Origin of the sequence: Mycobacterium sp. 23 (assembly GCF_048287075.1) — a bacterium.
Taxonomy (GTDB): domain Bacteria; phylum Actinomycetota; class Actinomycetes; order Mycobacteriales; family Mycobacteriaceae; genus Mycobacterium; species Mycobacterium gordonae_B.
This window is the reverse complement of the sequence record NZ_JBLVUX010000005.1, coordinates 6,847,921-6,864,869: the sequence shown is the minus strand read 5'-3', so window position 1 is coordinate 6,864,869 and position 16,949 is coordinate 6,847,921. Positions and strand designations below refer to the sequence as shown.

At 67.7% G+C, this 16,949-nt stretch carries 15 protein-coding genes and 1 pseudogene; 6 read left to right on the top strand and 10 right to left on the bottom strand.

Features of this window, described 5'->3' with window-relative positions:
• Positions 1 to 12 precede the first annotated feature (12 nt).
• The 5 genes from ACNQS7_RS32420 to ACNQS7_RS32400 form a co-directional block, all read right to left on the bottom strand.
• The gene (locus ACNQS7_RS32420; protein ID WP_418015784.1) at positions 13 to 762 is read right to left on the bottom strand and encodes a lysophospholipid acyltransferase family protein; all 750 of its coding nucleotides are present in this window, start codon (positions 760 to 762) and stop codon (positions 13 to 15) included.
• Positions 763 to 858: 96 nt separating this feature from the next.
• Positions 859 to 1,251 carry a hypothetical protein gene (locus tag ACNQS7_RS32415; protein WP_418015783.1) on the bottom strand — a complete coding sequence of 131 codons (393 nt, stop codon included), beginning with the start codon at positions 1,249 to 1,251 and terminating at the stop codon, positions 859 to 861.
• Positions 1,239 to 2,501: an ArsA family ATPase gene (locus ACNQS7_RS32410; protein ID WP_418016248.1), complete on the bottom strand. Its 1,263-nt coding sequence runs from the start codon at positions 2,499 to 2,501 to the stop codon at positions 1,239 to 1,241. Before ACNQS7_RS32410 ends, ACNQS7_RS32415 begins: the two co-directional genes overlap by 13 nt.
• Entirely contained in the window at positions 2,498 to 2,932 is a 435-nt protein-coding gene (locus ACNQS7_RS32405) for an SRPBCC family protein (protein ID WP_055578981.1), read from the bottom strand. The genes ACNQS7_RS32410 and ACNQS7_RS32405 overlap by 4 nt, the downstream gene beginning before the upstream one ends.
• Positions 2,933 to 3,051: 119 nt before the next feature.
• Complete coding sequence (locus ACNQS7_RS32400; protein WP_418015782.1) at positions 3,052 to 3,441, bottom strand: polyketide cyclase / dehydrase and lipid transport; 390 nt, start codon at positions 3,439 to 3,441, stop codon at positions 3,052 to 3,054.
• 174 nt (positions 3,442 to 3,615) lie between these two features.
• Here ACNQS7_RS32400 and ACNQS7_RS32395 point away from each other — a divergent pair, with 174 nt between their 5' ends.
• Complete coding sequence (locus ACNQS7_RS32395) at positions 3,616 to 5,418, top strand: AMP-dependent synthetase/ligase (RefSeq protein ID WP_418015781.1); 1,803 nt, start codon at positions 3,616 to 3,618, stop codon at positions 5,416 to 5,418.
• An 11-nt stretch (positions 5,419 to 5,429) separates the two neighbouring features.
• On the opposite strand, the gene pimB is transcribed toward ACNQS7_RS32395, so the two are convergent.
• The 4 genes from pimB to ACNQS7_RS32375 form a co-directional block, all read right to left on the bottom strand.
• Positions 5,430 to 6,578, bottom strand: a complete 1,149-nt coding sequence (gene pimB, locus ACNQS7_RS32390; protein ID WP_418015780.1) for a GDP-mannose-dependent alpha-(1-6)-phosphatidylinositol monomannoside mannosyltransferase — start codon at positions 6,576 to 6,578, stop codon at positions 5,430 to 5,432.
• Positions 6,579 to 6,788: 210 nt separating this feature from the next.
• On the bottom strand, positions 6,789 to 7,619 hold the full coding sequence (locus ACNQS7_RS32385; protein ID WP_418016247.1) for a hypothetical protein: 831 nt from the start codon (positions 7,617 to 7,619) through the stop codon (positions 6,789 to 6,791).
• A 32-nt stretch (positions 7,620 to 7,651) separates the two neighbouring features.
• On the bottom strand, positions 7,652 to 8,806 hold the full coding sequence (gene ripC, locus ACNQS7_RS32380) for a peptidoglycan hydrolase RipC (RefSeq protein ID WP_055578986.1): 1,155 nt from the start codon (positions 8,804 to 8,806) through the stop codon (positions 7,652 to 7,654).
• A 174-nt stretch (positions 8,807 to 8,980) separates the two neighbouring features.
• Positions 8,981 to 9,244 (bottom strand): hypothetical protein, encoded by a 264-nt coding sequence (locus ACNQS7_RS32375; protein ID WP_418015779.1) that lies wholly within the window; start codon positions 9,242 to 9,244, stop codon positions 8,981 to 8,983.
• Positions 9,245 to 9,355: 111 nt separating this feature from the next.
• On the opposite strand from ACNQS7_RS32375, the pseudogene ACNQS7_RS32370 reads away from it, so the two are divergent.
• Positions 9,356 to 11,197, top strand: a pseudogene (locus ACNQS7_RS32370) (DEDD exonuclease domain-containing protein); the annotation flags it as partial.
• Here ACNQS7_RS32370 and trpD read toward each other — a convergent pair.
• The gene (trpD, locus tag ACNQS7_RS32365) at positions 11,135 to 12,220 is read right to left on the bottom strand and encodes an anthranilate phosphoribosyltransferase (protein ID WP_418016246.1); all 1,086 of its coding nucleotides are present in this window, start codon (positions 12,218 to 12,220) and stop codon (positions 11,135 to 11,137) included. The pseudogene ACNQS7_RS32370 and the gene trpD overlap by 63 nt on opposite strands.
• A 129-nt stretch (positions 12,221 to 12,349) precedes the next feature.
• Between trpD and ACNQS7_RS32360 the strand changes: the two genes are divergently transcribed.
• The 4 genes from ACNQS7_RS32360 to ACNQS7_RS32345 are packed head-to-tail and all read left to right on the top strand — an operon-like array spanning position 12,350 to position 16,734.
• Entirely contained in the window at positions 12,350 to 12,961 is a 612-nt protein-coding gene (locus ACNQS7_RS32360) for a cytochrome c oxidase subunit 3 (protein ID WP_055578990.1), read from the top strand.
• A gap of 40 nt (positions 12,962 to 13,001) precedes the next feature.
• The gene (locus tag ACNQS7_RS32355) at positions 13,002 to 13,844 is read left to right on the top strand and encodes a c-type cytochrome (RefSeq protein ID WP_418015778.1); all 843 of its coding nucleotides are present in this window, start codon (positions 13,002 to 13,004) and stop codon (positions 13,842 to 13,844) included.
• Entirely contained in the window at positions 13,841 to 15,067 is a 1,227-nt protein-coding gene (locus tag ACNQS7_RS32350; RefSeq protein ID WP_418015777.1) for a ubiquinol-cytochrome c reductase iron-sulfur subunit, read from the top strand. Before ACNQS7_RS32355 ends, ACNQS7_RS32350 begins: the two co-directional genes overlap by 4 nt.
• A complete protein-coding gene (locus tag ACNQS7_RS32345) occupies positions 15,064 to 16,734 on the top strand; it encodes a cytochrome b (RefSeq protein ID WP_418015776.1) in 1,671 nt (556 codons plus the stop codon). The genes ACNQS7_RS32350 and ACNQS7_RS32345 overlap by 4 nt, the downstream gene beginning before the upstream one ends.
• Positions 16,735 to 16,949: the final 215 nt, after the last annotated feature.

Sequence of the window (16,949 nt, the reverse complement as noted above, 5' to 3'; positions counted from 1 at the left end):
CGCGGCGGCGCTTCAACCGACCGCGGTCTCCGGAATCCGCGCCGGGACTGACGATTCCCCGTTGGAATCCTTGGTGTCACCGTCTTCGGCGCTGCCGTCCTTGACCGTGGCGGCGTAGATATCGACGTATTCCTGACCGGACAGGCCCATCAGCTCGTACATCACCTCGTCGATGACCGCACGCTCGATGAAGTGGTTTCCGGCCAGGCCGTCGAAGCGGGAGAAGTCCATCGGCTTGCCGAAGCGGACGGTGACGCGGCCGAACCGCAGCCGGGTCGTGCCGGGCGGGTTCACCACATCGGTGCCGATCATCGCCACCGGGATCACCGGGACACCCGTCTGCAAGGCGAGCCGCGCCAGGCCGGTCTTGCCCTTGTAGAGCCGCCCGTCCGGCGAGCGGGTGCCCTCGGGATACATGCCCAGCAATTTGCCCTGGCCCAGCAACCGCTCCGCGGTCGTCAGAGCGGCCTGAGCGGCTTCGGCATCGGTGCGGTCGATCGGCACCTGACCGACGGCGGTATAGAACCACCTGTTGAACCTGCCCTTGATGCCGGTACCGGTGAAGTACTCGGCCTTGGCGAGGAAGGTGATCCGGCGACGCACCACCAGCGGCAGGAAGAAGCTGTCCATCACCGCCAGGTGGTTGCTGGCCAGAATCGCCGGGCCAGAACTGGGAATGTGCTCTAGCCCTTCAACTTTGGGACGGCCGATCAAAGACAGCAACGGACCGAGGAGGACGTACTTAAACAGGTAGTACCACATTGGCCCTCCCTCTCGCCCACACCCGTTGGTGACTGCGCCAACTGTACCCACCCGCGCTGAGTCCGACCACCTCGCGCAGGCTGCCCCGGCGCCGGCTCACTCCTGGACCGTCACGGGAATGGACTGATAACCCGTCTTGGCAGCGGCCTTGCCGTTGGTGCGCGGGGCGGGCGGTTCGGCGTTGTCGTCCTGGTCCGCGTCCGCCGTAGGCGTCGCTGATCGATCGATGTCGTCGACGATGGCTTGAATCACTTCCAGGAGGGCGACGCTGTGATCGGCGATGACCGTCACCAACGGGTGCTGCTCGCCGCTGACCGCCGCGGCCAGCGCGCACACCGGGCACCACACCTGCTGGCACTTACCGGGCGTGCCGCCGGAGGCCATGGTGGCCGCCGCCCGCACCGCCGGGTCGATGCCGTCCAGGATCGCCTGCGCGAGCCTGCGCAGCTCGGGACCGATCTCGATATGACCCGTACTCACTTCGGCCATACCTCCGGATCGGGTTGGAAACGAACAGTCAACTCACTGCCCCGCAGATGCGCGTCAAGCACCGTACAACGGCGCAGCACAGAGGCTAGCCGAACGCGGCGCCGCACACCGCCGGCGCTGACGATCAGGTCGTCGTCGGATCTGCCCAGTGCCAGCGATCCGGCGTCGAGTTGCGGCAACGACAGCCGCATCCGGTACACGGACTCCAGACCCGTCCCGGATTCCAGGTCGACGACCGGGTGCAGCGGCCCGGGCGGGGCGGCACCGCGCCGCCGCCGGGCGCTGTCGAGCAACCCGCCCAGGGCCTTGGGGCCGATCGGCTCTCCCGCCTGGTGCGGCACCAGCACCAATGCGACGTCGCCGATCGTGGCGTCGAGTTCTTCGAGCACCGCGCGTTGCTCGGCAATACGTTCGGCGTACCAGTAGAACGCGGGATGGTCCGGCAGGCTGCTGTATTCGTAGGTCTCGTCGCGCACCAGAACCTGGTTGACCAGCAGCTCCTCGACCCGCACTCCCATCAGCGCCAACGACCCCAGGGTGCGGGCGGCCTCTGCGGCGACCACCCGCTCCGGTGTGAGCACCAGGTGCGCGCTGACCAGGTCGCCGTCGGTCAGCAGCGAGCTCAGCCGGTCAACGCCGGCGCTGGTGCGTTCCAGCAGTTGCACCACCGCGGCCGAGCGCGGGTCCTCCACGCCGATACTCAGCCGCCGGTGTCGCGGCCAGGCCCGTTCGACGTACAGGCCGAATGTGGCCGGCAGCGTCAACATCCGCAATGCGTCAGCCGTCGAGGCGCAGTCGACGATGATGCGATCCCACCGGCCCGACATCGCAAGCTCGCCGACGGCGTGCAGTCCGAGGACTTCCTGTATCCCTGGCAACGCCGAAAGTTCCTCGGGCGCAATGCGACTGAGCTCCGACTCGGGGAACCGCGCATCGAGGGCAGCTACTACCTCGCGCCAGCGGTCCTCGAGCAGGGCCAGGGTGTCCAGGGCCAGGGCGTCGAGAAAGCCGCCGCCGGCCTCCGAGTCGTCGGCGTGCACCCGGACGGGTTCGCCGTGACCGGTAGGCGGGACCGGGATGCCCAGGACGTCGCCCAAAGAGTGGGCCTGGTCGGTGGAGACCACCAGCACGCGCCGCCCGGCGCTGGCATCGCCGACCGCGGTCGCGGACGCCAGAGTGGACTTCCCTACCCCGCCCTTGCCGACAAAGAGGCTGATCCGCGCCGGGGTAGGCGGAACGGAATCACTCAGCCCTCGACTCGTTTCTTCAGATCCTTCAAGGCGCCGTCGATCAGCCGGCGTTCGGCCTTGCGCTTGAGCATGCCGATCATCGGAACGGCCAGGTCTACCGCCAGCTCGTAGGTCACATCGGTGCCGGACCCCTTGGGAGCCAGGAGGTACGAGCCTTCCAGGGACTTGAGCAGGGAGCTGGATTCCAGCGTCCAACTCAGCGACTCACGGTCGGCGGGCCACTCGTAGTTCATGATCAGGGTGTCCTTGAAGATCCCCGCGTCCATCAGCATCCGCGCCTTTTTGGGGTAGCCGTCGTCGGTGGCCTCCAGGACTTCGACTTTCTTATATTCGTTGATCCAGTCCGGGTAGGACTCGATGTCGGCGATCGCCTTCATCACCTCGGCCGGGTCTGCGTCGATGTAGATCGTCTGGTTCGTCTTGTCCGCCACTTGGCTGCTTCCCTTTCCCGGTCAACCCCGGTCAACCCCGGTCAACTGCGGGAGTGCCCCAAGTCTCCCGGCAGAAACGGTACTCTCTCTCGCCTGTCTTGATGCCAGTCTTGACCCGGTTAAACTACCGGAGAACTCCCCACGGGACGCGACCGTTCCAGGGTCGTTTTCACCTCGAACGCCATATTCTTGCCCGCCACGCGACGACGGTGCGTCATTTTGGCCAGGTTCAGCCTGGCCAGCTCGGACGCCGGGACGCCGGTCGGTTCCGCGTGCAGGAAGTAGTGCAAGATCACCCCGTCCATCGACGGTTCCAGCCAGACCTCCATGGTGCCGGTCACCGGGCCGCTCACCGCCCACCGGATGCCCTTCTCGGCACGGTCCTCGGTGACCTGCAGGTGCAGGTCCGGCCACCACCGGCGCCACTTCGAGCGATCTGCGATAGCGGCCCCGACCAGTGCGCCAGCGGCGGCGATGTAGGTTTCGTCGGCGATCTGGATGCTGTTCATCGCCTCAGCTTCACATACCCGCGCGAGCGGGATCGGTGCAGCCCTCGGCCACGCCCGCAATCGCGCCCGACGTCCACCGGCCGTGGCTATGCTGCGCGAATGTGCCCGATAGGCTGGGTGACAGCAAGCCGCCGGCATCCGGAGAGCACCCCTAGGTCAAGCGAGGTATAGAGAGTGCGTTCGTACAGTGTCCCCGCCCGCTTTTCCGTCTACGACCACGACAACGTCGCGGCCGTGGTGTACGAGCACGAGCGGAACGACCCCGACTATGTGATCTACCGACGGCGGGTCGACGGGGTCTGGACGGACGTCACCTGCGCCGAAGCCGCTGACCAAATTCGTTCGGCCGCGCTGGGTTTGATCTCGTTAGGGGTTCAGGCCGGCGACCGGGTCTCGATCTTCTCGGCCACCTGCTACGAGTGGGCGATCTTGGATCTGGCGATTTTGTCGGTAGGCGCGGTGACCGTGCCGATCTACGAGACATCGTCGGCCGAGCAGGTTCGCTGGGTCCTGCAGGACTCCGAAGCGGTGCTGGCGTTCGCCGAGACCGATGCACACGCCGCGATCGTCACCGAACTCACCGGCGAACTGCCCGCCCTGCGCCGGGTGCTGCATATCAACGGCTCCGGCCCGAAAGCGCTGGATCAGTTGGTGGAGGCCGGCGCCTCGGTCGATGCGGCCGAATTGACCGCGCGGCAGCAGGGGCTTGGCGCCGACGCGCCCGCGACCCTCATCTACACCTCTGGCACCACGGGACGACCGAAAGGCTGCCAACTCACCCATTCGAATCTGCTGCACGAGATCCGCGGCACCAGTGAGTGCCTGCCCACGCTTTTGTGCGAGGGTCAGCGATTGCTGGTCTTCTTGCCGCTGGCCCACGTCCTGGCCCGGGCGCTCACCCTGGCGGCCTTCACCAGCAAAGTGACCGTGGGATTCACCAGTGACATCAAAAACCTGCTGCCGCTGCTGGCCGAGTTCAAACCGACTGTGGTGGTGTCGGTTCCGCGAGTGTTCGAGAAGGTGTACAACACCGCCGAGCAGAATGCTGCCAATGACGGCAAAGGCCCTATTTTTAAGGCGGCCGCCCAGACGGCGGTCGATTGGAGCCGCGCGCAGGACGACGGTAAGCCAGGGCTGGTACTGCGGGCCAAGCACGCGCTGTTCGACCGGCTGGTCTACGGGAAGCTGCGCGCAGCGCTGGGCGGTGAGTGCCACGCCGCGGTATCCGGCGGGGCGCCGCTGGGCGCGCGGCTGGGGCACTTCTACCGCGGTGTCGGAGTGACCATCTACGAGGGGTACGGACTCACCGAGACCAGTGCGGCTATCACCGTGAACCAGATCAACGGCCTCAAGATCGGCACTGTGGGCAAGCTGGTGCCAGGCAACAGCCTGCGTATCGCCGAGGACAAGGAACTGCTGGTACGCGGCGGGGTGGTGTTCACCGGCTACTGGCGCAACGAGCAGGCCACCGCGGAGGCCTTCACCGACGGCTGGTTCCGCACCGGCGATCTCGGCGCCGTCGACGAAGACGGGTTCGTCAGCATCACCGGCCGGAAGAAGGAGCTCATCGTCACAGCGGGCGGCAAGAACGTGGCACCCGCGGTGCTGGAGGATCAACTGCGGGCTCACCCGCTGATCAGTCAGGCGATGGTCGTCGGGGACGCCAAGCCATTCATCGGCGCGCTGATCACCATCGACCCCGAAGCCATCGAGGGCTGGAAGCAGCACCACCACAAGGCCTCCGCTGCGACGGTTGGTGATCTGGCCACGGATCCGGACCTGCTGGCTGAGGTGGACACGGCAGTCAAGGAAGCCAACCAGCAGGTGTCTCACGCCGAGTCGATCCGGAAGTTCCGCATCCTGCCGGTCGACTTCACCGAGGACACCGGTGAGCTGACGCCGACGATGAAGGTCAAGCGCAACGTGGTGGCTGAGAAGTTCGCCTCCGACATCGAGGCGATCTACTCGAAGGACTGACAGCCGGCGGCTCAGGCCTCGCCGTCCAGCAGGCCCGCGAGCCGCGCGGCCAGGAGGTCCCAGCGCCACTGCGTTCGCACCCATTCGCGGCCGGCGGCGCCCATCGCGGCAGCCCGGTCGCGATCAATCAGCACCTCGGTGACTGCCTCGCCGATCTCTTCCACCGAGTTGCCGTCGACCACTAGCCCAGTCTTGTTGTGCTGCACAGCTTCCGGGGCTCCTCCGGAGTCGCCGGCCACCACCGGTATGCCGGTGGCCGATGCCTCCAGGAAGACGATGCCGAGACCTTCGACGTCCATGCCCGCGCCGCGGGTGCGGCAGGGCATCGCGAACACGTCGGCCATCGCGTGGTGGGCGGGCAGCTCATCGCCGGGTACGCCGCCGGTGAAGGTGACATGGTCCTCGACCTCGCAGTCGCGCGTCAGCTTGCGCAAGGTCTCGAGGTAAGGGCCACCGCCGACGATGACGAGCGCGGCGCCCTCGACCCGTCGCCGGATCGCGGGCAGGGCTCGGATCAGCATGTCCTGGCCTTTGCGGGGCACCAACCGCGATAGGCACACCACGGTGGGCCGCTCGCCCAGCCGATAGCGTCGACGCAGTTCGGCGCGCGCGGCGGGGTCCGGATGGAAGCGGTCGCTGTCTACGCCGGGCGGGAGGTATTCCAGTGCGGCTTTGGGCCCGAACGCCGGCGCGAATCTGGACCGGGTGTAGCGGCTGACGAAGGTCACGACGTCGGTATGGTCGCCGATGCTTCGCAGCACCGATCGAGCGACCGGCAGCATCGACCAGCCGACCTCGTGGCCGTGGGTGCTGGCCAGCACCCGCTTGGCGCCGGCCTGCCGGGCGCGCGGTGCAAGTAATGCCAGCGGGGCGGCCGCGCCGAACCACACGGTGTCGATGTGGTTCTCTTCGATCAGCCGGCGCATCCGGGCGTCGACGGTGGGCACGGGCAGCATCAGCGTGGTCGGATGGCGCACCACCCGATAGCCCGCCGACTCGGCTGCTTCGTCAAAAGCCTCGGCGCCCTTCCACTTTGGCGCGTAGACGGTGACGCTGTGCGAATTGGAGTCGACGAGTCGGTTGACGAACTCTCCCAGATAGGACTGGATCCCTCCGCGCCGCGGGGGAAAGTCGTTGGTTACCAGCAGGACCCGGCTCACAGGGTGAGGTTAGCGGGCGACGACGCGCGCCGCGGGAGCGGCGCGTTGAGGAGGCCGCTCAATCGAACCAGCGGGCGACGACGCGCGCCGCGGGAGCGGCGCGTTGAGGAGGCCGCTCAATCGAACCAGCGGGCGGCCACGAGGGTGCGCCGAATGCCAGTCGCCACGGCGTGTCGTTGTACAGACACGCACGCTCGCGGTGAAGTGGGGTCACGCGTGTCCGGCCATCCACTGCTGCCAGCGCGGCAGCAGACCGGCGACGTCGATTCCCAGCGCCTGATCGACGGCGGTGGCCAGGTCAGAGTGCCCGACCCCACATGCGTCCACGTAGAGTTCGCGCAGCTTCCCCGGCCCGTAGGTGTCGGCGACGAACCGGGTGAACCACCACGCCCGGTCATAGGCCAGCGAGCGTTGCGGCCCAGGGTTGTCGAGATCGTCGTCCGTCGGTAGCGCCGCAGCGGACGAGGCCGCACCGGTGGGCAGCGCCGTCGGCGGCCGGGCGACGAAGTCGGCCACTCCTTCGGTGAGCCAGCGCGGCGCGTCCAGCGCGGTGTCGACTCGGGCCGCATAGTGAAAGAGCTCATGGCTCAGCACTATTCGTAGTGCGCCCTCCGTCATGTCCGCCGCACCGGGAGCCAGCACGATCCGGGCGTCGACCATCGTCCGGGCCACTGGGTCGACCCGTTCGGCTACCGTCACGGCCGCGATATCCGCCCATTGCGAGGCCGGCCCACCACCCGCGGACTGCTCAAACTGCTGATCCGACCCGGCGGCCACCACCACGATGTCACGCGTCCAGTCCGGCCCCCAGAACCCCACCACCGCATCGATGGCATTACCGAGATCGGCGGCTATCCGTGTCAGCAGCTGATCGGCGCCCGGACCGCCCTGGTTGACCAGTCGCACCGTGCGACCACCGATCAGCGACGTCCTCGGTGCCGGGTCGGCGCGGGCAATCGTCGGCGCGGACGCTGCGGGAGCCTCGTGCGGCGGCAACAGCACTGCGGCGATCAGCTCAGCGGTGAAGACACACGCCAGCAGAATGTGGAGCCGACGCCGCGTGGGCGGAGCCGTCAGTAGCGCCGGGCGTCGTAGATGGGGCCCGAGGAGTCCATCGGGACCACCCGAACCGGCTGGCCGTAGGTGGACGAGTGGACCATCATGCCGTCACCGACATAGATGCCGGCGTGTGATGCGTCGGAGTAGAACGTCAACACGTCGCCGGGCTGCAGGTCACCCAGCGACACCGGCTGACCGCCGTGGGCCAGCGCCTGGCTGGAGTGCGGCAGCGAGATGCCGGCCTGCTGGAACGCCCACATCACCAGCCCGGAGCAGTCGAATCCGCCGGGAGCGGCACCGCCCCAGACGTAGGGACTTCCGATCTGGGTCAATGCGGCCTGCACGACGACCGCACGGTCGCCGCTGCCACCGCCACCCGTGAAGGGCACGTTGGACGCACCGCCGGGCGCCGGCATCTCACCGGGGACGCCTTCCGGCGGCACCGGCGCGCCGGGCGGCAGCGCATCGGGAGCACCGGGGCCACGGTCCGGTACCCGGTCGGGCGCCGGCCCGGGATTGGCCAGCGCGGTGCGCTGGTCCGGGGTCAGTGCTTGATATTGCGACTTGACGACGGCGATCTGTACCTGCAGCTGACTCTGCTTGTGCTGCAGGTTCGCCCGTACAGCCGCGGCCTGCTCGGCGGCGGCCTTGGCGTCGGCGGCAGACTTGGCGGAAGCCTGCTCGGCCTTGACGGCCTCCTCGCCGGCGGCCTTGAAGCTGGCCATCTGGGAGGACATCTGTCCCGCCATCACCCGCTGGATCGTCAGCCCGTCGATCAGGGACTGCGGCGACGCGGCGGTCAGGATGGCGTCCAAGCCGTCGGTGCGACCGCCCATGTACGTCGCGGCGGCGACTTTGTTGACCGCGCCCTGGAAGTTGGCCAGGCGAGCTCTCGCGGCTTCCAGCTTGGCCTGGTCGTCGGTCAGCTTCCGCTCGGCCGCCTGCTGGGCCGCCAGCTTCTCGTTCAGGTCCAGCTGAGCGCTGTGCATCGCCTCGGTGGTCTGCTCGGCCTGCCGGGAAAGCTCGTTGAGTTTCGCCAGTGCGTCATCGGCAGGATCGGCGAACGCGCCGGCCGCTGTAATACCCGAAAACACAACGAAGCTCGCGAACGAACCGATGGCGAACCGCTTGAACACGCGCGCGATCGAATGCCTACAGTCGAGCCTCAAGATTTGCTTCCTTAAACTGCCATCGACGTAAATGCGCCGAGCTGGTTTAGGTCTCAAACAGGTTACGAAACGATATCGACGTTTGTCCAAAGGGGGGAGTTAAGAAATTAGGAAGATTTATGTCATTTCTATGTGAGACAGGGTTTCTGGCTGTGGCCGACCATACACGACCCGTCAGGCCACTCCCTTAGGCGACACAGCGCGCTCGCGCCCGATCGGCACCAGGCGCAGCCGCGGCGCCAGCCCGGCCTCGGCCAGCGTCTCCAACGCGACTTGTTCGTCGTACGAAAGGGTTTCAGGCACCCCGAGCAGAACGCTCACCACGCACTCGCGGCACCCGGGGCCGCGGACCGCGCAATCGTCGCAGTCAATCACCACCGGCTCCCCCGGCCTGGCCGCCGCGCCACCGGCCCTTTCGGTTCCGCTGCTGTGTGCCATCTGGCTGGGTCCTCTCCCTAGCGCTTCAACTCTTAAGTCGAACTGCACCGCACGGTAACGCCGGGCACCGACAACAGCTCCCGGCGTGGGAACCGATGGGTGTCAGTGCGGATGCCTAACGTCACCGCCATGGGTGCGACCGGCGGGACTCAACTCAGCTTCGCCGGGCTGGACGACCTGCGCGCCCCCGACGAAACGCAGCTACGCGAGACCACTTTCGTCGTCGTCGACCTCGAAACCACCGGCGGCCGCGCCAAGGGCCGGGAAGGCGTGACCCCGGACGCGATCACCGAGATCGGTGCGGTCAAGGTGTGTGGTGGCGCGGTCCTCGGTGAGTTCGCGACCCTGGTGGACCCGCAACGCAGCATCCCCCCGCAGATCGTCCGCCTGACCGGGATCACCACGGCGATGGTCTGCGACGCCCCGACCATCGAGGTCGTCCTGCCGATGTTTCTCGAGTTCGCCGGCGACTCGGTGCTGGTGGCCCACAACGCCGGCTTCGATATCGGCTTCCTGCGCGCCGCCGCCGAGCGGTGCCGCATACAGTGGCCGCGACCCCGGGTGTTGTGCACGGTCCGGCTGGCTCGCCGGGTGCTGAGTCGCGAAGAAGCTCCCAGCGTGCGGCTGGCCGAGCTGGCACGCATCTTCGCCGTGGCGACCCAGCCCACACACCGCGCTCTCGACGATGCCCGCGCCACCGTCGACGTCTTGCACGCGCTCATCGAGCGGGTCGGCAACCAGGGCATCCACACCTACGCCGACCTGCGCTCGTATCTGCCCGACGTCACACCCGCTCAGCGCCGCAAGCGTGTCCTGGCCGACGGGCTACCGCGCCGGCCGGGCGTTTACCTGTTCCGCGGGCCGGCGGGTGAAGTCCTCTACGTGGGCACCGCGGTGGACCTGCGCCGCCGGGTGAGCCAGTACTTCAACGGCAGCGACCCACGTGGCCGGATGAAGGAAATGGTGGGCCTCGCGACCGGCGTGGACCACGTCGAGTGCGCGCACGCGCTGGAAGCCGGCGTGCGCGAGTTACGACTGCTGGCCGCGCACGCCCCGCCCTACAACCGCCGCTCGAAGTTCCCGCACCGCTGGTGGTGGGTGGTGCTGACCGACGAGGCGTTCCCCCGGTTCTCGGTGATCCGAAATCCACGCCACGAACGCGCCATCGGCCCGTTCCGGTCGCGTACCGACGCAGCGGACACCGCGGCACTGCTGGCCCGCTTCACCGGTGTACGGACGTGCACCAGACGGCTGGCCCGGTCGGCGCTGCACGGTCCGGTCTGCCCCGAGGTGGAGCTGGCACCCTGCCCCGCGCCGCGCGACGTGACGGCCGCGCAGTACGGCGACGCGACGCGGCGTGCCCAGGCGTTGATCGACGGGTCGGACAACTCACCGCTGGGCGCCGCCGTCGACGAGGTCGCGGCCCTGGCCGCGCGGCACCTCTACGAGAGCGCGGCCCGGCTGCGCGACCACGTCGCCACCGCGGTCGAGGCGTTGTGGCGGGGGCAGCGCCTGCGGGCCCTGAGCGCGCTGCCCGAGCTGATCGCCGCGGCACCCGACGGAGAGGGCGGCTACCAGTTCGCGGTCATCCGGCACGGCCGGCTCTCGGCCGCGGGCGGCGCCCGGCGCGCCGTGCCCCCGATGCCGGTGGTGGAGGCGCTGCAGGCCGGTGCCCAGACGGTCCTGCCGGCGCAGGCCCCGCTGGGTGGTGCACTGGTCGAGGAAACGGCGCTCATCGCGCGCTGGCTGGCCGCACCCGGGGTGCGCATCGTGCGGGTGAGCGCCGGCGACACGGGCTGGGCGTCGCCGCTGGGCGCGGCGGGCGCGTGGGCGGAGTGGGCGGCCACCGCAAGGTCCGCGCGGCTGGCCGGCCGTCAGGCCGAAAAGCAGTCAGACCTGCTGGCTGAACCGCACCCATCGCGCGAGCAGGTGTTCGGCCGCGCCGCTGTCGATCGCGGCGGCGGCCCGCCGCAGCCCGTCCTCCCACGCCGGCAACCATTCAGCGCGGCTGGATAGCCCGGCGTGTGCGACGAGTGCCCCTGCGGCGTTGAGCACGACCGCGTCGCGCACCGGCCCCTGAGTGCCGGCCAGCACCGCGTGCACCTCAGCGGCGTTGGCCGCGGCGTCACCGCCGCGCAGCTCGTCGAGCTCAGCGCGCGCGAACCCGAATCCGGCGGGGTCGAACTTCAGCTTGTCCACGGTGCCCGCCTGCACCCGCCAGATGGTGCTCGTCGTGGTGGTGGTGAGCTCGTCGAGTCCGTCGTCGCCATGCACCACCAGCACGCTGGACCGGCGTGCAGCAAACACCCCGGCCATCACCTCAGCCAGGTCGGCGAACGCGCAACCGATCAGTCCAGCTCGCGGCCTGGCCGGATTCGTCAGCGGCCCAAGCAGATTGAACACCGTGGGCACCCCGATCTCACGGCGCACCACCGACGCGTGGCGGTAGGACGGATGAAACTGTGGCGCGAAGCAAAACCCGATCCCCACCTCGGCGAGGCTGCGCGCGACCTCCTCGGGTCCCAGGTCGATGCGCACCCCGAGCGCCTCGAGGGTGTCCGCACCGCCGGACAACGAGGACGCCGCCCGGTTGCCATGTTTGACCACCGGCACGCCGGCGGCCGCCACCACGATGGAAGCCATGGTGGACAGATTCACCGTGTTCACCCCGTCGCCACCGGTTCCGACGATGTCGACCGCGTCGTCGGGGATGGCGCCGGCCGGCATCGCACGGGCATGGTCGAGCATCACGCCGGCCAGTTCGCTGACTTCGTCGGACGTCGGCCCCTTCATCTTCATCGCCACCGCGAACGCCGCGATCTGGGCCGGTTGCGCCGCGCCGGTCATGATCTGGTCCATCGCCCAGGCAGCCTGACCCCGCAGCAAGTTCTGCCGGTCCGTCAGCCGCCCCAGCACCCGCGGCCAGGACGGCGCGGCGGGCGAACAATCCTCAGACGACGCAGCCACGTCGCCGATGGTCCCACGAGAATCTCCCCTGCTCCCAACCACGCGCCCGGAAGCGCCGAAGACCCCACGCGACACGAAATCTCAGAAATTTGTGACCCGGGTAGTCTTCGACAACTACAAAGCGTCATACTTGCGGATGTGACGAGTGCTGTAGGGACCTCGGGTACTGCGATTACGTCGCGAGTCCATTCGCTGAACCGCCCCAACATGGTCAGTGTTGGCACCATAGTGTGGCTTTCCAGCGAGCTAATGTTCTTTGCTGGCCTGTTCGCGTTCTACTTCACGGCGCGAGCGCAGGCCGGCGGGAACTGGCCTCCGCCGCCGACCGAGCTGAATCTGTATCAGGCGGTGCCGGTGACGCTGGTGCTGATCGCGTCGTCGTTCACCTGCCAGATGGGCGTGTTCGCAGCCGAGCGCGGCGACGTTTTCGGCCTGCGCCGCTGGTACGTGATCACCTTCCTGATGGGGCTGTTCTTCATCTGCGGCCAGGCATACGAGTACGTGCACCTGGTGACGCACGGGACGACCATTCCCGGCAGCGCCTACGGCAGCGTGTTCTATCTGGCCACCGGGTTCCACGGCCTGCACGTGACCGGCGGTCTGATCGCGTTCATCTTCCTGCTGGTGCGCACCACGATGAGCAAGTTCACTCCGGCCCAGGCCACCGCGAGCATCGTCGTCTCGTACTACTGGCACTTCGTCGACATCGTGTGGATTGCGTTGTTCGCCGTGATCTATTTCATCCGATGAGCCCGCGGCTCCGAATACACCAATGAACAGGAGTGCTCGGTTGAAGAAAATGGGGTTCACCCGATTCGGTGCCGGTAAGAGCGACCGGTCCCGGCGGCGTCTGCACCGTCGGTTGTCCGGCGGACTCTTGCTGCTGATCGCGCTCACCATCGCCGGTGGGCTGGCGGCCGTACTGACGCCGACGCCGCAGGTTGCGGTCGCCGACGAGTCGGGCTCGGCGTTGCTGCGGACCGGCAAGCAGCTCTTCGACACGTCATGCGTGTCCTGCCACGGCGCCAACCTGCAGGGCGTGCCCGACCACGGGCCCAGCCTGATCGGCGTCGGCGAGGCGGCCGTCTACTTCCAGGTGTCGACCGGCCGGATGCCCGCCATGCGCGGCGAGGCTCAGGCACCGCGCAAGGAGCCGATCTTCGACGAGGCTCAGATCGACGCGATCGGTGCCTTCGTGCAGTCCAACGGTGGCGGCCCCACCGTCGTACGCAACCCCGACGGCAGCCTGGCGATGCAGTCGCTGCGCGGCTCAGACCTGGGGCGCGGCGGCGACCTGTTCCGGCTCAACTGCGCTTCCTGCCACAACTTCACCGGTAAGGGCGGGGCCCTGTCGTCCGGCAAGTACGCGCCCGACCTGGGCGAGGCCAACGAGCAGCAGATCCTGACCGCGATGCTGACCGGCCCGCAGAACATGCCGAAGTTCGCCGACCGCCAGCTGTCCTTCGAGTCGAAGAAAGACATCATCGCCTACGTTCGGACCGCCGCCGAGGAACGCTCCCCGGGCGGCTACGGACTGGGTGGATTCGGACCCGCACCTGAGGGCATGGCGATGTGGATCATCGGCATGGTCTCGGCGATCGGGCTGGCACTGTGGATTGGGGCGCGCGCATGAGCGACGAGTCTGAAGTGACACAAACCGCGAAGACCGGTTCCGACACCGACACCACCACGCACGCGGGCCGGACCGAGCCCGACGACGCGGCGCTGGCGGGCATGTCCCGCGAGGAACTGCTCGCGCTCGGCAGCGAGATGGACGGCGTCCAGATCGTCTACAAGGAGCCGCGCTGGCCCGTCGAGGGCACCAAGGCCGAGAAGCGCGCCGCGCGCGGCGTCGCCACCTGGCTTTTGCTGGGCGGCTTCTTCGGGCTGGCCCTGTTGCTGGTCTTCCTGTTCTGGCCGTGGGAGTACAAGCCGAACGGCAGCTCGGGCAACTTCCTGTACTCGCTGGCCACCCCGCTGTACGGCTTCACCTTCGGAATGTCGATCCTGTCGATCGCCATCGGCGCAGTGCTGCTGCAGAAACGCTTTATCCCCGAAGAGATCACGATTCAGGACCGCCACGACGGCGCCTCCCGGGAGATCGACCGCAAGACGGTGGTGGCCAACTTGGCCGACGCCTACGAGGGATCGACGGTCGGTCGCCGCAAGCTGATCGGCGCGTCGCTGGGGATCGGCCTGGGCGCGTTCGGCCTTGGCACCCTGGTCGCGTTTGCCGGCGGCCTGATAAAGAACCCGTGGAAGCCGGTCGTTCCCACCGCTGAGGGTATGAAGGCGGTGCTGTGGACCTCGGGTTGGACCCCGCGCTTCAAGGGCGAGACGATCTACTTGGCGCGCGCGACCGGGGCCCACGACGGGCCTCCGTACACCAAGATGCGCCCCGAGGACATGGACGCCGGCGGGATGGAGACCGTCTTCCCCTGGCGCGAGTCCGACGGCGACGGGACCACCGTCGAGTCGCACGAGAAGTTGTCGGCGATCTCGCTGGGTGTGCGCAACCCCGTGATGCTCATCCGGATCAAGCCCGGCGACGTGGACCGCGTGGTCAAGCGTCAGGGCCAGGAGAGCTTCAACTTCGGCGAGTTCTTCGCCTACACCAAGGTGTGCTCGCACTTGGGTTGCCCCGCATCGCTTTACGAGCAGCAGTCCTACCGGATTCTGTGCCCGTGTCACCAGTCGCAGTTCGACGCACTGCACTTCGCCAAGCCGATCTTCGGCCCGGCGGCCCGTGCGTTGGCGCAGCTGCCCATCACAATCGACTCCGACGGGTATTTCGTCGCCAACGGTGACTTCATCGAACCCGTGGGACCGGCATTCTGGGAGCGCACAACAACATGAGTCCAAAATTGAGTCCCCCGAAGATCGGCGATGTCCTGGCGCGCCAGGGCAATGACATCGACTCCCGCTACCACCCGTCAGCGGCGGTGCGTCGTCAGCTCAACAAGGTGTTCCCCACGCACTGGTCGTTCCTGTTGGGTGAGATCGCGCTGTACAGCTTCATCGTGCTGCTGATCACCGGCGTGTACCTGACGTTGTTCTTCGACCCGTCGATGGCCGAGGTCACCTACAACGGCGTCTATCAGCCGCTGCGCGGCGTCGAGATGTCGCGGGCCTACGAGACGGCACTGAACATCTCCTTCGAAGTCCGCGGTGGCCTGTTCGTCCGGCAGATCCACCACTGGGCGGCGTTGATGTTCTCGGCCTCGATCATGGTGCACCTGGCCCGCATCTTCTTCACCGGCGCGTTCCGCCGGCCGCGTGAGGCCAACTGGGTGATCGGGTCGCTGCTGCTGATCCTGTCGATGTTCGAGGGCTACTTCGGCTACTCGCTGCCTGACGACCTGCTCTCCGGTATCGGACTGCGCGCGGCACTGTCGTCGATCACGCTCGGCATGCCGATCATCGGTACCTGGCTGCACTGGGCGCTGTTCGGCGGCGACTTCCCCGGCACGATCCTCATCCCCCGCCTCTACGCCCTGCACATCCTGTTGATTCCGGGCATCATCCTGGCCCTGATCGGCGCACACATGGCGCTGGTGTGGTTCCAGAAGCACACCCAGTTCCCCGGCCCGGGCCGCACCGAGCACAACGTGGTCGGCGTGCGCGTCATGCCGACGTTCGCGGTCAAGTCCGGCGCGTTCTTCGCCTGCATCGTCGGTGTGCTGGGCCTGATGGGCGGGCTGCTGCAGATCAACCCGATCTGGAACCTGGGTCCCTACAAGCCATCTCAGGTGTCGGCGGGCTCGCAGCCGGACTTCTACATGATGTGGACGGAGGGCCTGGCCCGTATCTGGCCGCCATGGGAGTTCTACTTCTGGCACCACACCATTCCGGCCGTCGTGTGGGTCGCGATCATCATGGGGCTGGTGTTCGGCCTGCTGGTCGTCTACCCGTTCCTGGAGAAGCGGTTCACCAAGGACTACGCGCACCACAACCTGCTGGTGCGGCCGCGGGACGCTCCGGTGCGCACCGCGATCGGCTCGATGGCGATCACGTTCTACATGGTGCTGACGCTGTGCGCGATGAACGACATCATCGCGTTCAAGTTCCACATCTCGCTGAACGCGACGACATGGATCGGGCGTATCGGCATGGTGATCCTGCCGCCGCTGGTCTACTTCATCGCCTACCGGTGGGCCGTGGGGCTGCAGCGCAGTGACCGTTCGGTGCTCGAGCACGGCATCGAGACCGGCATCATCAAGCGGCTGCCGCACGGTGCCTACATCGAGCTGCACCAGCCGCTGGGACCGGTCGACGACCACGGCCACCCGCTGCCGCTGGAGTACCAGGGCGCGGCACTGCCCAAGAAGATGAACAAGCTGGGCTCGGCCGGCTCACCGGGCAGCGGTAGCTTCCTGCGCGCCGACCCGGCTTCGGAGGACGCGGCACTGCGCGAGGCGAGCCACGCCTCTGAGGTACGCGCCCTGACCGCCCTGCGGGAGCACCAGGAGGGCTCTAACGGCTCCTCTAACGGCTCCAACGGGCACTCCAATGGGCACGGGTAAAGCTCCCAGCTGAGCGCAAAAGACGCCGTCTCCGGATTCCGGAGGCGGCGTCTTTGCTTATGGTCGCTACGGGTGTGCGCCCAGGGCGTCGGGTGTGCGCCCCGGGCGTCGGGTGTGCGCCCAAGGCAGCCTCGCGTTAGGAATCCCGCCATCGCTGCACACTCGAAGCCGTCGACGCACACCAGAACGCGCGCACCACCCCAAGAGCGCCGCGA

Coding starts and splice junctions, on each gene's coding strand:
- ACNQS7_RS32420 (WP_418015784.1), bottom strand. CDS start 762: ATGTGGTACTACCTGTTTAAGTACGTCCTCCTCGGTCCGTTGCTGTCT.
- ACNQS7_RS32415 (WP_418015783.1), bottom strand. CDS start 1,251: ATGGCCGAAGTGAGTACGGGTCATATCGAGATCGGTCCCGAGCTGCGC.
- ACNQS7_RS32400 (WP_418015782.1), bottom strand. CDS start 3,441: ATGAACAGCATCCAGATCGCCGACGAAACCTACATCGCCGCCGCTGGC.
- ACNQS7_RS32375 (WP_418015779.1), bottom strand. CDS start 9,244: ATGGCACACAGCAGCGGAACCGAAAGGGCCGGTGGCGCGGCGGCCAGG.
- ACNQS7_RS32350 (WP_418015777.1), top strand. CDS start 13,841: ATGAGCGACGAGTCTGAAGTGACACAAACCGCGAAGACCGGTTCCGAC.
- ACNQS7_RS32345 (WP_418015776.1), top strand. CDS start 15,064: ATGAGTCCAAAATTGAGTCCCCCGAAGATCGGCGATGTCCTGGCGCGC.